At 46.7% G+C, this 13,798-nt stretch carries 13 protein-coding genes and 1 riboswitch; of the genes, 8 read left to right on the forward strand and 5 right to left on the reverse strand.

Annotated elements, in window-relative coordinates:
• Positions 1-16 precede the first annotated feature (16 nt).
• Together R7Z50_RS18865 and R7Z50_RS18870 are read left to right on the forward strand one after the other, a co-directional pair.
• Positions 17-364, forward strand: a complete 348-nt coding sequence (locus tag R7Z50_RS18865; RefSeq protein WP_033906019.1) for a gamma-glutamylcyclotransferase — start codon at positions 17-19, stop codon at positions 362-364.
• A 49-nt stretch (positions 365-413) separates the two neighbouring features.
• Entirely contained in the window at positions 414-776 is a 363-nt protein-coding gene (locus R7Z50_RS18870) for a DUF2799 domain-containing protein (RefSeq protein ID WP_053306847.1), read from the forward strand.
• Positions 777-849: 73 nt separating this feature from the next.
• Here the strand turns inward: R7Z50_RS18870 and ppa are convergent, their stop codons facing one another.
• Complete coding sequence (ppa, locus tag R7Z50_RS18875; protein WP_005379635.1) at positions 850-1,380, reverse strand: inorganic diphosphatase; 531 nt, start codon at positions 1,378-1,380, stop codon at positions 850-852.
• 127 nt (positions 1,381-1,507) lie between these two features.
• Positions 1,508-2,524 carry a class 1 fructose-bisphosphatase gene (gene fbp, locus R7Z50_RS18880; protein ID WP_005383114.1) on the reverse strand — a complete coding sequence of 339 codons (1,017 nt, stop codon included), beginning with the start codon at positions 2,522-2,524 and terminating at the stop codon, positions 1,508-1,510.
• 312 nt (positions 2,525-2,836) lie between these two features.
• Here fbp and mpl point away from each other — a divergent pair, with 312 nt between their 5' ends.
• The 5 genes from mpl (at position 2,837) to thiQ (ending at position 8,410) form a co-directional block, all read left to right on the forward strand.
• Complete coding sequence (gene mpl / locus R7Z50_RS18885) at positions 2,837-4,195, forward strand: UDP-N-acetylmuramate:L-alanyl-gamma-D-glutamyl-meso-diaminopimelate ligase (protein WP_171345712.1); 1,359 nt, start codon at positions 2,837-2,839, stop codon at positions 4,193-4,195.
• A 5-nt stretch (positions 4,196-4,200) separates the two neighbouring features.
• Entirely contained in the window at positions 4,201-4,839 is a 639-nt protein-coding gene (locus tag R7Z50_RS18890; protein ID WP_318149202.1) for a flavin prenyltransferase UbiX, read from the forward strand.
• A gap of 37 nt (positions 4,840-4,876) precedes the next feature.
• Positions 4,877-5,013: riboswitch (TPP riboswitch) on the forward strand.
• Positions 5,014-5,085: 72 nt separating this feature from the next.
• Positions 5,086-6,078: a thiamine ABC transporter substrate binding subunit gene (thiB, locus tag R7Z50_RS18895; RefSeq protein ID WP_047101920.1), complete on the forward strand. Its 993-nt coding sequence runs from the start codon at positions 5,086-5,088 to the stop codon at positions 6,076-6,078.
• A 41-nt stretch (positions 6,079-6,119) separates the two neighbouring features.
• A complete protein-coding gene (gene thiP, locus R7Z50_RS18900) occupies positions 6,120-7,706 on the forward strand; it encodes a thiamine/thiamine pyrophosphate ABC transporter permease ThiP (RefSeq protein ID WP_017820277.1) in 1,587 nt (528 codons plus the stop codon).
• Positions 7,706-8,410 carry a thiamine ABC transporter ATP-binding protein gene (gene thiQ, locus R7Z50_RS18905; RefSeq protein WP_053306850.1) on the forward strand — a complete coding sequence of 235 codons (705 nt, stop codon included), beginning with the start codon at positions 7,706-7,708 and terminating at the stop codon, positions 8,408-8,410. The genes thiP and thiQ overlap by 1 nt, the downstream gene beginning before the upstream one ends.
• A gap of 18 nt (positions 8,411-8,428) precedes the next feature.
• Here the strand turns inward: thiQ and R7Z50_RS18910 are convergent, their stop codons facing one another.
• Positions 8,429-9,376, reverse strand: coding sequence for a LysR family transcriptional regulator (locus R7Z50_RS18910; protein ID WP_005379650.1), 948 nt, complete (start codon positions 9,374-9,376; stop codon positions 8,429-8,431).
• A gap of 92 nt (positions 9,377-9,468) precedes the next feature.
• Between R7Z50_RS18910 and R7Z50_RS18915 the strand changes: the two genes are divergently transcribed.
• Complete coding sequence (locus R7Z50_RS18915) at positions 9,469-10,545, forward strand: alkene reductase (protein ID WP_054576642.1); 1,077 nt, start codon at positions 9,469-9,471, stop codon at positions 10,543-10,545.
• A 63-nt stretch (positions 10,546-10,608) separates the two neighbouring features.
• Here R7Z50_RS18915 and R7Z50_RS18920 read toward each other — a convergent pair whose 3' ends face one another.
• A complete protein-coding gene (locus R7Z50_RS18920) occupies positions 10,609-11,046 on the reverse strand; it encodes a universal stress protein (protein WP_005379654.1) in 438 nt (145 codons plus the stop codon).
• Positions 11,047-11,091: 45 nt separating this feature from the next.
• Positions 11,092-13,671: a TRAP transporter permease gene (locus R7Z50_RS18925; RefSeq protein ID WP_005383099.1), complete on the reverse strand. Its 2,580-nt coding sequence runs from the start codon at positions 13,669-13,671 to the stop codon at positions 11,092-11,094.
• Between the last annotated feature and the right edge of the window lie 127 nt (positions 13,672-13,798).

Below are 13,798 nucleotides of genomic sequence, written 5' to 3' on the forward strand. Positions count from 1 at the left end.
TGACTAAGGAGTGGTTATGCAGCATTTGATTTTTGTCTACGGCACGTTACGCAAGGGAGAGTACAACCATCAGTATTTGCGCTCGGCGCAGTTTCTTGGTTTACATGAAACGGATGCTCAATTTGCAATGTATGATTTAGGCCCTTATCCAGCGTTGTCTGATGGGCAACGCTCGATTCAAGGTGAAGTGTATCTGATTGATGATGAAACCTTATCCGAGCTAGATAGGTTAGAAGATGTGCCAGTGGAATATCGCCGAGAGAGCATCGTTACGCCGTTTGGCCAAGCTTGGATCTACTTATATCAAGATACTGAGCAATTAACCGAAGAAATCGCTTCCGGAGATTGGTGTCAAAAGGTGTGAGCTATACTGACATTATCAATAGCAACGAGCTAAACACTAAGGAGTCACGATGAAAACATTCGTAATTGGATCAATGGCGTTGCTTCTTGCTGCATGCGCACAAACAACACTACCGACTTCGAATAATGTGACCGATTGGCAAGTGTTTGGTAAGCAGTCAGCTTTAGATGGATTACGGGAGTTATCTGAGGAGCGAATTGCGAAGCTGGATGATGTTAACCATGCGACGCCAGAACTGATAATGGCTTATCAAGCGGGTTACCAGCAAGGCAAGCAAGAGTATTGCGAGCAAAGTGCTTATATGCTCGGTGTTATCGGGCGGCCGTATTTTGGCATTTGTGATGATGTTGACCCCTTCTTTCAACATGACTACGACGCTGGACGAATGTCTTCAGCAGGCGCACCTATCTAGTTGACACAGGTAAGATGAAAGCAAAAGAGCTGCCCTAGAGCAGCTCTTTTTAGTTTTGTATCAGCAGTGATGCTTATTTTTTCTGAGCGCGCTCGTAAGATTCTAGGATCTCAGCTTTGGCGGCAGCAACATCTGCCCAACCATCCACTTTCACCCATTTGCCTGCTTCAAGCTCTTTGTAACGCTCAAAGAATTGCGTGATCTGCGCTTTCAGTAGTTCTGGGATATCGTCCACATCTTGGATGTGCTCGTACTCTTTCGAGATTTTTGAGTGGGGAACCGCAAACACTTTTGCATCTTCACCCGATTCATCTGTCATCTTCAAAACGCCAACAGGACGGCAGCGAATGACTGAACCTGGCATGAGTGGGTATGGTGTTGGTACCAATACGTCGACTGGGTCGCCATCAAGAGACAGGGTATTGTTCACGTAGCCATAGTTGCATGGGTAGAACATTGGTGCAGACATGAAACGGTCGACAAATACAGCACCAGAGTCTTTATCTACTTCGTACTTGATTGGATCTGCATTTGCAGGAATTTCGATAACGACATAGATATCTTCAGGCAGCGACTTGCCTGCTGGTACATGGTTTAAGCTCATTAGAATATTCCTTTTCATTAACGATGAGTCACACAAAAGCGGCTTCATCTGATGATAAATTCGCGTTTCACTTTAGCGACAAAAACGCGGCAGGTAAACACCTGCCGCGTTGGACAAAGGTCTGAAATTATTCTTCGTCGCGGTGCAGTTCAAGGAACTCTTCAACTTTGCGAACCATGTTCTTCGAACCCACAAAGAAAGGTACACGCTGGTGCAACTCAGTAGGCTTGATGTCCATAATGCGATTCACGCCGTCCGATGCAATGCCGCCAGCTTGCTCAATGAGGAATGCCATAGGGTTACATTCGTAAAGCAGGCGTAGCTTGCCTTGTGGGTGGCTTTGTGTGCTTGGGTAAAGGTAGATACCGCCTTTCAGTAGGTTGCGGTGGAAATCAGCAACCAGCGAGCCAATGTAGCGAGAAGTGTATGGGCGACCGTCTTCTGGCACGTTTTCTTGGCAGTACTTGATGTACTTCTTCACCCCTTGAGGGAAACGAATGTAATTACCTTCGTTGATGGAGTAGATCTTACCATCATCAGGAATCATCATGTTTTCATGAGAAAGACAGAAGCTGCCGATAGATGGGTCGTAAGTAAAGCCGTTTACGCCGTTACCTGTTGTGTATACCAACATGGTGGAGGAGCCGTAAATTACGTAGCCCGCAGCCACTTGTTTGTGACCAGGTTGTAGGAAGTCTTCTTCAGTTGGTGGAGTACCGATTGGAGAAACACGACGGTAAATCGAGAAGATAGTACCAACAGAGACGTTCACATCGATGTTAGAAGAACCATCAAGTGGGTCCATCAGTACTACATATTTGGCGTTTTGGTTGAGTTCTTTATTGAACGCAACTGCTTCGTCTTCTTCTTCACTGGCAACGCCACACACTTGATCACGAGCTTCAAGCGCGGCTTTGAACTTATCGTTCGCGTAAACATCGAGCTTTTGCTGATCTTCACCTTGGACATTTTCCGTACCTACAGCACCAGTGATATCACCGAGACCCGCTGCGTTGATTTCGCGGTTAACGATTTTTGCAGCTAAACGAATGGAGGCTAAAAGGGATGATAGATCACCGCTAGCGTGGGGGAAATCCGCTTGTTTTTCGACAATGAACTCGCCTAGGGTGCGCAGTCCTGACATGGTTAATCCTTACATTTTCATTTCATTGGGGGTAGTGCGCAAGTGAGCATCTCTTTATGGATGTTAAACGATTGCGCTGGATGTAAGTTTAAGTCGCAGATCTTTTTAATGGTAATGAAGTAACTGTTTGAGATCTCAATTTATTTGTAGACTTGTTTGAGGGATTCATCAGTAAGCAAGAGGTTGTACAGTCTGTGTTCAACCTTGTCATATTTGTGAAAGGGACTGCAAGAAGAAGGCTAAAGTCACTCGCTTTTCAGGCGGTAATCGCGATAATGAAAGCATTAAAAAACGCATTACAAGGTTTAGTTTATGCACATTCATATCTTGGGTATCTGTGGCACATTTATGGGCGGCGCAGCGATTCTAGCGCGCCAATTAGGACATAAAGTCACTGGTTCTGATGCCAACGTTTATCCGCCAATGAGCACACTGCTTGAGTCTCAAGGTATTGAAATTATTGAAGGCTTTGACCCGTCTCAACTCGACCCTCAACCAGATCTTGTGGTGATTGGTAATGCGATGAGCCGTGGCAACCCTTGTGTCGAGCATGTGCTCAACACTAACATGCGCTACACCTCTGGTCCGCAGTGGCTCAACGAGTTTTTGCTGCATGATCGGTGGGTATTGGCGGTATCGGGTACACATGGGAAAACGACCACGTCGAGCATGCTTGCCTGGATACTTGAAGATTGTGGTTATCAACCGGGTTTCTTAGTCGGTGGGGTACTCGGTAACTTCGGAGTGTCTGCTCGTTTGGGTGAAAGCATGTTTTTTGTCGTTGAAGCGGACGAATATGACAGTGCTTTTTTCGATAAGCGTTCTAAGTTTGTGCATTACCATCCTCGCACTTTAATCATGAATAACCTTGAGTTCGATCATGCTGATATCTTCGATGATCTAGAGGCGATCAAACGCCAATTCCATCATTTAGTGCGAACTGTACCGGGCAATGGATTGATCTTAGCGCCGAGGCAGGATCAAGCGTTAGCGGATGTATTAGAGCGTGGTTGCTGGACAGAAAAGCAGTTTTCAGGTGTTGATGGCGACTGGCAAGCGCACAAATTAGTGCTTGATGGCTCAAAGTTTGACGTTGCGTTGCAAGGTGAGAAGGTTGGTACCGTCGAATGGAATTTGGTGGGTGACCACAATGTGGATAATGCGCTGATGGCAATCGCTGCTGCACGACATGTTGGAGTCACTCCGGATCTTGCTTGCCAGGCATTAGGGCGTTTCATCAATACCAAGCGCCGTTTAGAGCTGAAAGGTGAAGAACAAGGTGTGACGGTTTACGATGATTTTGCGCATCACCCAACGGCAATTGAACTTACTGTCGGTGGTTTGCGTAACAAGGTAGGTGAAAAACGCATCCTTGCTGTGTTAGAGCCGCGGTCTGCCACCATGAAGCGTGGTGTACACAAAAACACACTTGCAGAGTCACTACACAGTGCAGATGAAGTCTTCTTGTTCCAGCCAGATAATATCGAGTGGTCTGTGCAAGACATTGCCGACCAATGCAAACAGCCAGCGTTTGTCGATGCGGATATAGATAACTTTGTAGCCAAGATCGTCGAACGTGCGCGACCAGGTGACCAAATTCTAGTCATGAGCAACGGTGGCTTTGGTGGTATTCACGGAAAACTTCTTGAGCAGTTAAAACAAAAAGCCTGATTTATATGCAAAACAAAACACAACCCTCTCATAAAAAAGCCATCACGTTGGCATTAACGGGGGCTTCTGGTGCTCCCTACGGCCTTCGTCTTTTAGAATGCTTGGTTGCGGCGGATTATCATGTCTACGTTCTGATTTCTTCGGCAGCTCGTGTTGTGATGGCAACCGAGCATAATCTTAAGCTGCCAAGTGGGCCAGAAGCCGCAAAGCAAGCGTTGGTAGAGCACCTGAACTGCAATCCCGATAACATCACCGTTTGCGGTAAAGATGACTGGTTCTCACCGGTTGCGTCTGGTTCTGCTGCACCAAAGCAAATGGTGGTTTGCCCATGTTCTGCGGGAAGCGTTGCAGCGATTGCGCATGGTATGTCAGATAACTTGATCGAGCGGGCCGCTGATGTGGTAATGAAAGAGCGCGGGCAGCTGTTGCTCGTGGTTCGCGAAACACCATTTTCAACGCTACATCTGGAGAACATGCACAAACTGTCGCAAATGGGCGTCACCATCATGCCAGCGGCTCCGGGCTTCTATCATCGGCCAAAGAGCATTGAAGACTTAGTGGATTTTATGGTGGCGAGAATTCTCGACCACTTAGGTATTGAGCAAGGTTTGGTGCCTCGTTGGGGTTATGACCAGCGCTCGTGAGCTGATTGTGTAACCACTCAAATACCTTTACAATCCATCCAACTCATCGGGGAGCAAACCCATTTAGCATTGAGTCAATCAATGCATTGGGGCGCTGAGACCTAAGTGTTTAACTAGGGACCCGTATTACCTGAACCAGATAATGCTGGCGTAGGAATTGAGTCTGGATATTGGAAGTCCTTAATAGCCGCCTCAAACCCTGTGCCGCTCAACTTATTTCTCTGAAATAATCATGGAGAGCGAGCTGTGAAACCCACTCTAAATCTGATTGCCCTAGCTGCAATCACCTCTACTTCAGCGTTTGCCGCTGAAAACACATTAACCATCTATACCTACGACTCTTTTGCCGCAGATTGGGGGCCGGGTCCTAAAATCGAGCAAGCTTTTGAAGCAAAATGTGGCTGTGACGTTAACTTCGTAGCGTTGGACGATGGTGTGTCGATTCTGAATCGTCTTCGTCTTGAAGGCGGTAATAGCAAAGCGGACATCGTATTAGGTTTGGATAACAATCTGATGGCAGAAGCGAAGAAAACCGATCTGCTTGCCGAGCACAATGTGGATACGGCTAACACAGTGTTACCAAACGGTTGGAGTGACACGACGTTTGTACCGTACGATTACGGCTACTTCGCGTTTGTGTACAACAAAGAGAAACTGGCTAATCCGCCGAAAAGCATGAAAGAGCTGGTGGAAACGCGCAACGATCTGAAAGTGATTTACCAAGATCCGCGGACTTCAACGCCGGGCCAAGGCTTAATGCTATGGATGAAATCTATTTATGGCGACGATGTGACGCAAGCGTGGCAGAAGCTAGCGAGCAAAACCGTAACGGTCACGAAAGGTTGGTCTGAGGCGTATTCTATGTTCCTCAATGGTGAGTCCGATTTAGTGCTTTCTTACACCACTTCACCTGCGTACCACTTAATTGCGGAAAACGATTCGAAGTTTGCTACGGCGAATTTTGCTGAAGGCCACTACATGCAAGTTGAAGTAGCCGCCAAAGTGAAAGGGGCAAAAAATTCAGAACTTGCTGATCAATTTATGAGTTTCATTTTAAGTGATGAGTTCCAATCGGCGATGCCAACGGGTAACTGGATGTACCCAGTCACTGACGTTGAGTTACCTAAAGGTTTTGAAACTTTGAGTGTTCCAAGCAAGTCGTTGAGCTTTAGTGCTGATGAAGTGGCAAAAATGCGTAAGTCTTGGATTCGCGAATGGCAAAGCGCATTGACGTTTTAGCTGACGTTTCCATCCTCATCTGAATGAGATAGGTTTTACCTTTGAATTCTGTTCCAAAAATAGGTTTAGGGGTCGCGATGATCATCGCGACCTTTGTTATTTCTGCCCTAGGTGCTTTGATTGTTCAAGCCCCTTCACTTGATGTGTCTGTGGTATGGGGCGACCCGTACTATCAACATGTCACCAAGTTCAGTTTCTACCAAGCGTTTCTTTCCACATTGCTCAGTGTTGGCTTTGCCATTCCAGTAGCGCACGCACTTTCGCGTCGCCAATTTATTGGTAAATCATTACTGCTTAAGCTGTTTGCATCGACACTGGTTTTGCCGGTTTTGGTTGGTGTTTTTGGGCTGTTAGCGATTTATGGCAACAGTGGTTTGTTGGCGCAGTGGTTGCAAAGTTTCGACACTAAACTGCCATTCTCTATTTACGGTTTGAACGGCATTTTACTCGCCCATGTGTTCTTTAATTTACCTTACGCGGCACGATTGCTTCTGCAAGCCTTGGAGTCTATTCCTGCCGAGCAGCATAAGCTTTGCGCGCATCTTGGGATGAGCCATTGGGATAAGTTTCGCTGGGTAGAATGGCCGCGTTTAAGGCAGCAGCTTCCCCACGTTTGTGGGTTGGTGTTTATGTTGTGCTTTACCAGTTTTGCCACTGTAATGGCGTTGGGGGGCGGGCCAAAATCCACCACCATTGAATTGGCCATTTACCAAGCGATTAAGTTTGATTTTGATTTACAAGCTGGGGCGTTATTGGCGCTGTGGCAGATGCTGTTATGTGGACTGCTTGCTATTGGAGTGCAGAAGTTAACAAGGCCTGTTTCTATAAGTGCTGGAAGCACATCGGTACAGCAATATTTAACGAAGGATCATGGGTGGTCAAAAGCTTGGGATAGCTTTTGGATCATAGGTGCCTTTTTACTGGTAATACCGCCGTTATTGATGGTGTTACTGAGTGGCATCAACCAACAAGTTTGGACAGTATTAACCGATGAGCGTTTTTGGTCTGCGCTATTGAACTCCCTCAAAGTCGCCTGTGTCGCTAGCGCGCTTGCGGTCGCTGCAGGGGTGTCCATACTATTGACCAGTCGCCGTTGGCGGTTGCAGTACAAAAACACGCGAGCCGATCAGATTGAGTTAATCGGCACCGTTATTTTGGTGACTCCAGGTCTGGTGATTAGCACCGGTTTATTCTTACTACTGCGCGCATTTACCGATGTTTTTAGCTTGGCATTTTTTGTCGTGATTTTGGTGAACGGTTTGATGGCTTTGCCTTACGTGATCAAAACGCTAGCGCAGCCAATGCTGCACATTGAACAACAGTATCAGTATGTATGTGCCAGCTTAGGCATGCGTGGCTGGCAACGGTTTAAAGTGGTGGAGTGGCAGGCGCTACGCAAGCCGTTTGCACATGCGTTTGCGATCAGCTTTATGTTTGCGATTGGCGATTTAAGTGCTATTGCGTTGTTTGGCGGACAAGAGTTCCGCACTTTACCTCTGTATTTATTCCAGCTGCTTGGCAGCTATCAGATGGACGCGGCTGCGGTGGTATCGGTGACCTTATTGTTGTTGAGTGTGGGCTGTTTTGCCTTGATTGAGAAAGTATTGAAAACGAAGGAGAGAGCGTAATGTTAGTGTTGGATGATGTGCAGTACACCTACCAACGTGAACTGTTTCTTTTTGACTTAACGATTGAGCAAGGACAGATTGTGTCGCTGATGGGACCAAGTGGGGCAGGGAAGTCAACCTTGCTGGCGTTGGTGGCAGGATTCATCCATCCTGACCGTGGTGATATTTGTGTTGATGGTGAGTCCATTGTGCGTAAAGAGCCTTATCTGCGTCCGTTCTCTATGTTGTTCCAAGAGCACAATTTGTTTGCTCACTTATCGGTGCGTGACAACATCGGTTTGGGCTTACACCCAGGGCTAAAGCTTACGGTGGACCAAAATCGTCAGATTGAACAAGCCGCGCAGCAAGTTGGTGTTGCAGAGTACCTCGACCGTTTGCCAGAGCATCTTTCTGGTGGCCAGCGTCAACGTGTTGCCTTAGCGCGTTGTTTTGTTCAGCCTCATCCCATGTGGCTATTGGATGAGCCGTTCTCGGCGCTTGATCCGGTGTTGCGTGAAGAGATGCTGAGCTTGGTAAAAAAACTCGCAGCAGAGCGGGGAATAACCGTATTGATGGTCACGCACCATTTAAGCGATGCCAAAGCGATTGCCAGCCACTTTGTGTTTGTGGCAGATGGTAAAGTGGAAGCCGCGGGTGATATGTCTGCATTGAGTGAACAGCATGCTAGTGAGAAGCTTGCGGCATTTATCCGAGCAGCATGCTAGTGCCTGATAGTTGCTAGGTTATGCTTCTCCGCAACACAAACCATGCCGAGGGCCAAATTCAAATTGAGATCTTAAGCTCATGATATGGTCAATCATTGCTTGTACACGCCGTGGGCGGTTTGCTCCAGGACGATAGACTAAATAAATAGGCATTGGTACCGTGTGCCATTGCGGTAACACTCTGACTAAGGTGCCACTTTCTAGCTCTTGCGTCATGTTCTGCACAGGTAAGTTAGCGATGCCTAGTCCTTTAAGTGCGCCTTTCAATATTGCTTCTACAGTTGTACTTGAGAAGTTACTGGTTATTGAAACATTGACGGTATTATCGTGTGAGATCAGCGTCCAAGGCCCTATTTCTGAAACATATTGATACCTCAAACAGTTGTGTTTTGTCAGATCTTCTGGCGTTTCAGGTACGCCGAACTCAGCTAAATACTCAGGGCTAGCAGCCAGGACTCGAGTGGTATAGCCTAATTTTTTTGCGATCAATCGATCATCAACTATCTGACCGACTCGAATTGCCATATCAAAGCCGTGTGAAAACAGATCAACAAAATCGTTCGATGCTTCTAACGCAATTTGTACTTTTGGCCATTGTTTTAAAAATGGCAAAAAGATGTGTTCCGCCATATACGCATCCAACGCTGGTGGCGCGGAAATACGCAGCCGGCCTTGGATCTGTTGTTCCATCTCCTGTACGTCATGGCCAATTGAGTGGAATTCCTCAACTAAGCTTGCAGCACGCTCTAAAACCATTTGGCCAGCTTCGGTGATCACTAACTTTCGGGTTGTGCGCTCTAGCAGTTTGGCTTCAAAGTGTTGTTCGAGTTTGGTTATGGCTTTACTAACAGTAGATTTTGGTAGGTTTAACTCCAGCGCGCACTTGGTTAAGCTCAGTAGTCGACAGCTTGTGACAAAGATAGAAAGCGTTCTAAAGTCAATTGTTTCTAAATTGCGAACAATCACTTTCAATTATCCATATTGTTTCAATATTAATCTGATTATAGTCTGGCACCTCATCCTTAGCCATCAAGTTATTGTCATTTGAGGTAAACACCATGTCCAACTCTGTAGACTTATTTTCTCCTATCGAACTCGGTCAATTAGCATTAGATAACCGTGCCATTATGGCGCCTTTAACGCGAGCTCGTGCTGGTGCGGACCATATTCCTAATGACCTTATGGTTGAATACTACGCTCAACGTGCGAGTGCCGGACTTATCATTGCTGAATGCACCATGGTGATGGAAGGTACGTCTGCTTTCATGGCAGAGCCGGGCATTTACAACGAAGAGCAAATCGCAGCTTGGAAAAAGGTAACGGATGCGGTTCATGAGAGAGGCGGTAAGATTGTACTGCAAATTTGGCATGCGGGACGAGCTTGTCATCCTGATCTGAATGAAGGAAAAACACCTGTAGCGGCGAGCGCATTGGCTATTCGTGATGAATTAGTCCATACCCCTTCGGGTAAGCAAGCATATACGGTACCACGAGCACTCGAAGTGGATGAGATAGCTTCCATTATTGCGGCGTTTAAACAAGGTGCAGAAAACGCCAAGAAAGCCGGCTTTGATGGGGTCGAGATACATGGCGCCAATGGTTATCTTATTGATAACTTCCTTCGTGACGGCTCAAATTTACGTACCGATGAATACGGTGGCTCGGTTGAAAATCGTGCTCGATTTTTACTTGAGATAGTGAAAGAAGTCGTTGAGGTATGGGGACCTGGAAGAGTCGGTCTGCGTACATCTCCGCTAAATGGATTTAATGACATGAAAGACAGTGATCCGGTTGGTTTGGTGCGTTACTTAGCAGAGCAACTTAATTCTTTCGATCTTGCTTATTGGCACGTGATGCGTGCGGATCTGAAAGGCGTACAAAAAGCAGATGTTCTCAAGCCAGCACGCGAAAACTATCAAGGTCACTTAATGGCGAACGTGGGCTACAGTGCACAAGAAGCGGCAGCAGCAATTGCAGAAAACAAAGTTGATGTGGTCGCATTTGGCGTTCCCTTTATCGCAAACCCAGATTTAGTTGAGCGATTTAAGAAAAATGCACCTCTTAATGAGGCGAAACCAGAACACTTTTATTTGGGTGGAGCAGAAGGTTATACCGATTACCCAGTGATGGCATAACCCTTACTTGTTTCATATAAAAAGGACGCTAATGTTAGCGTCCTTTTTCGTTTCTGTATTTACTTAGCCTTGCGGTTTTACGACCATCACATTGATTGGAGAATATTCCACAACCTTACTCGCGACGGAGCCAAGCATTACTTTATTGATTTTAGAGCGCTTGTGACTTGGCATAATGATGAGATCAGCGCCTAAACGTTCTGCATAATCAAGAATGGTCGCGTAGGCCTTGCCTTCAGCAACATGCACTTGGTAAACCACATCTTCAGCAATATGCTCATTAGCGAAAGTTTTTAGTTGCTGCTTCACGTCTTGCTTCATTTTGGCTGCAGCATCTTTCGGAAAGTATGTGGCAACCATCGACATGTGAATACCAGGTAGTACCGTCAGAAGATGGATTTGAGCATTTGCTTGCTTTGCCTGCCAAACCGCTAGTTCAACTGCTCGGTCTGAAAAGCCTTGGTCATTTAGATCAACCGGAACAAGAATTTGTTTGTACATTCAATGTCTCTCATTAAGGCCCCTTTATCCTCGGGGCCAAATCGGTTATGCGCTCAATTGTTCCTTACGAGCACGACGTTTTTGGTTCATGGCAAGCACCAGCAAAATCATTAAGCATGGTACAAACACCCACTCTTTCATCGGACGGTCTGCATCCTGGATAACCCACTTGATTTCCCAATCAAAGTCGATACCTGCAGATTCTGCTGGACTACCAAATTCAACCATATCGACAATCATTTTGTTGTCACTTTCGGTCAGCATCAGACCCATAGATGAAATACGTGCGTCTGCTGTTGTCGCACTGTCTTCGAATGGAAGACGAACCGTTTTCTCAATGTAGTCGCCCTCAAGGTTTTCACCGGCAACACGTAACTCCAATGATTCTCCTACATTTAGTGTTTCCGTGATTTGAGCTACCTCAACGCCAGGAGAAAGAACTTTCGCTGGGTACAGCATGTCCCACCAAAAACCTGGACGGAAAAACGAAAATGTCAGTACTAATAATAGGACTGTTTCCCACCACTTGTTACGCGTGAACCACCATCCTTGAGTTGCCGCAGAGAATATCAGCATTGCAATGATCGATGAGATGACCGTGAGTGCCAAATGCCACCAAGAGTCGATCCCCATTAACAATAGCTGGGTATTGAACACAAACATGAACGGCAAAATAGCGGTTCGAATATCGTAAGTAAAGCCTTGGATACCGGTACGAATTGGATCTGATTTCGCAATTGCGGCTGCTGCAAAAGCTGCAAGACCTACAGGTGGGGTATCGTCGGCCAAAATACCAAAGTAGAAAACGAACAAGTGCACCGCTATCAACGGAATAATCAAGCCATGCGCTGCGCCGAGCGTAACAATAACCGGCGCCATTAGCGTAGAGACCACGATGTAGTTCGCCGTTGTTGGCAGACCCATCCCCAGAACCAAGCTAATGATGGCGGTAAACAGCAGCATAAGAATGATACTGCCACCAGAGATAAACTCGACGAAGTCGGTCATCACTAGGCCGATACCCGTTAGTGTAACAACACCAACAACGGTGCCCGCTGCCGCGGTTGCAACGCCGATACCAATCATATTACGCGCACCAGAAACTAAGCTCTCGGCAAGATCGACAAAGCCATCTTTGGTTTGCTGAAGCATGTCACCTTGCTTTGACAGCAGTGCAATCAACGGACGTTGAGTAAGCAAAATGAAAATCATGAACACCGTTGCCCAGAATGCCGAAAGGCCAGGTGAGAAACGTTCGACAGTCAAACACCAAACCAATACGACGATAGGGAGTAGGTAGTGCAAGCCTGACTTAACGGTTGGGCCAGGATCAGGTACTTCTGTTAATTCTGCATCAATCTCAATTGCGCCATCTTGCACGTGATTTGCTGAGACTTTCACCAACCCAACGTACGCGATTAATAGTGCGACGGTAACAATTGGTGTCGCGGCATCACCAAAGACGTCCTTTGTCCAGCCCACTCCGTAGTAAACCAATGCGCTGATCACACACAATCCTAAGATTGTGCCAGTAAAGGACAGCAGACTTTGTACTAGTGTTGGGTTGTGGCGACGAGGAAGCCCTGTCATGCCTGCTTTACACGCTTCAAGGTGAACAATGTAAATTAAAGCAATATAAGAGATTAGCGCTGGAAGTAGGGCGGCTTTAATCACCTCAACGTAGGAGATACCGACGTATTCCACCATCAAAAATGCTGCTGCACCCATGATTGGCGGTGTTAACTGACCATTGGTTGAAGCCGCTACCTCTACCGCACCCGCTTTTGTGCCGGGAAAGCCAACACGCTTCATCAGTGGAATCGTAAAGGTGCCAGTTGTTACTACGTTTGCGATTGAAGAACCAGAAACCAGACCAGATAAACCTGATGCAACAACGGCCGCTTTAGCTGGACCACCTTTCATATGGCCAAGTAACGAGAAGGCAACTTTAATGAAGTAAGCACCAGCACCAGCGCGTTCCAGCATTGCTCCAAACAATACAAACAAGAAGACAAAAGAGGTAGAAACACCTAGCGCAACCCCAAATACGCCTTCTGTTGTTAGCCACAAGTGAGACATGGCCTTGTTCAAGCTTGCCCCTTTGTGCGCGATAACGTCAGGCATGTAAGGGCCTGCAAAGGTGTAAGTAAGGAAAACAGCAGCCACGACCATTAATGGTGGACCAAGAGCTCGGCGTGTTGCTTCTAAAAGGAGGATCATACCGATAACAGCAACAACGATATCAACCGTTGTCGGTGCGCCTGAGCGTCCTGCTAGCTCGGTATAAAAAAGGTATATATAGGCTGCTGAAAAGCTGCCAGCCAACGCGAGTATCCAATCAACAAGAGGGATATGATCGCGAGGAGAATTCTTCATCGCTGGATAAGCAGTGAAAGCCAAAAAGATCGCGAAAGTAAGGTGGATAGATCGCGCTTCCGTGTCGTTCAGTACGCCAAAATTGAAAATAAATGGTAACGGGGATGCGTACCATAATTGAAATAGTGACCAACACAGAGGAACAAACCAAAGGATTCGTCCTTGCATTCCCGAAGGGCTACGTGCACCTGTGTCTGCCTGAGCCACCATTTCTTGCACATCTTGTGACGGAGCTTGATTCGTCGCCATGTACTTTTTCCTTATTATTGATGGTCCTGTCTGATTTTTATCGAGAACCACACTTCGCCTCTATCAGTGTAGTGAATGGAGCGAAGTTTGCTTTCGAGTATTTTGCTGCCTGAACTCAAAGTGTTGA

Source organism: Vibrio sp. 1249-1 (assembly GCF_033340495.1).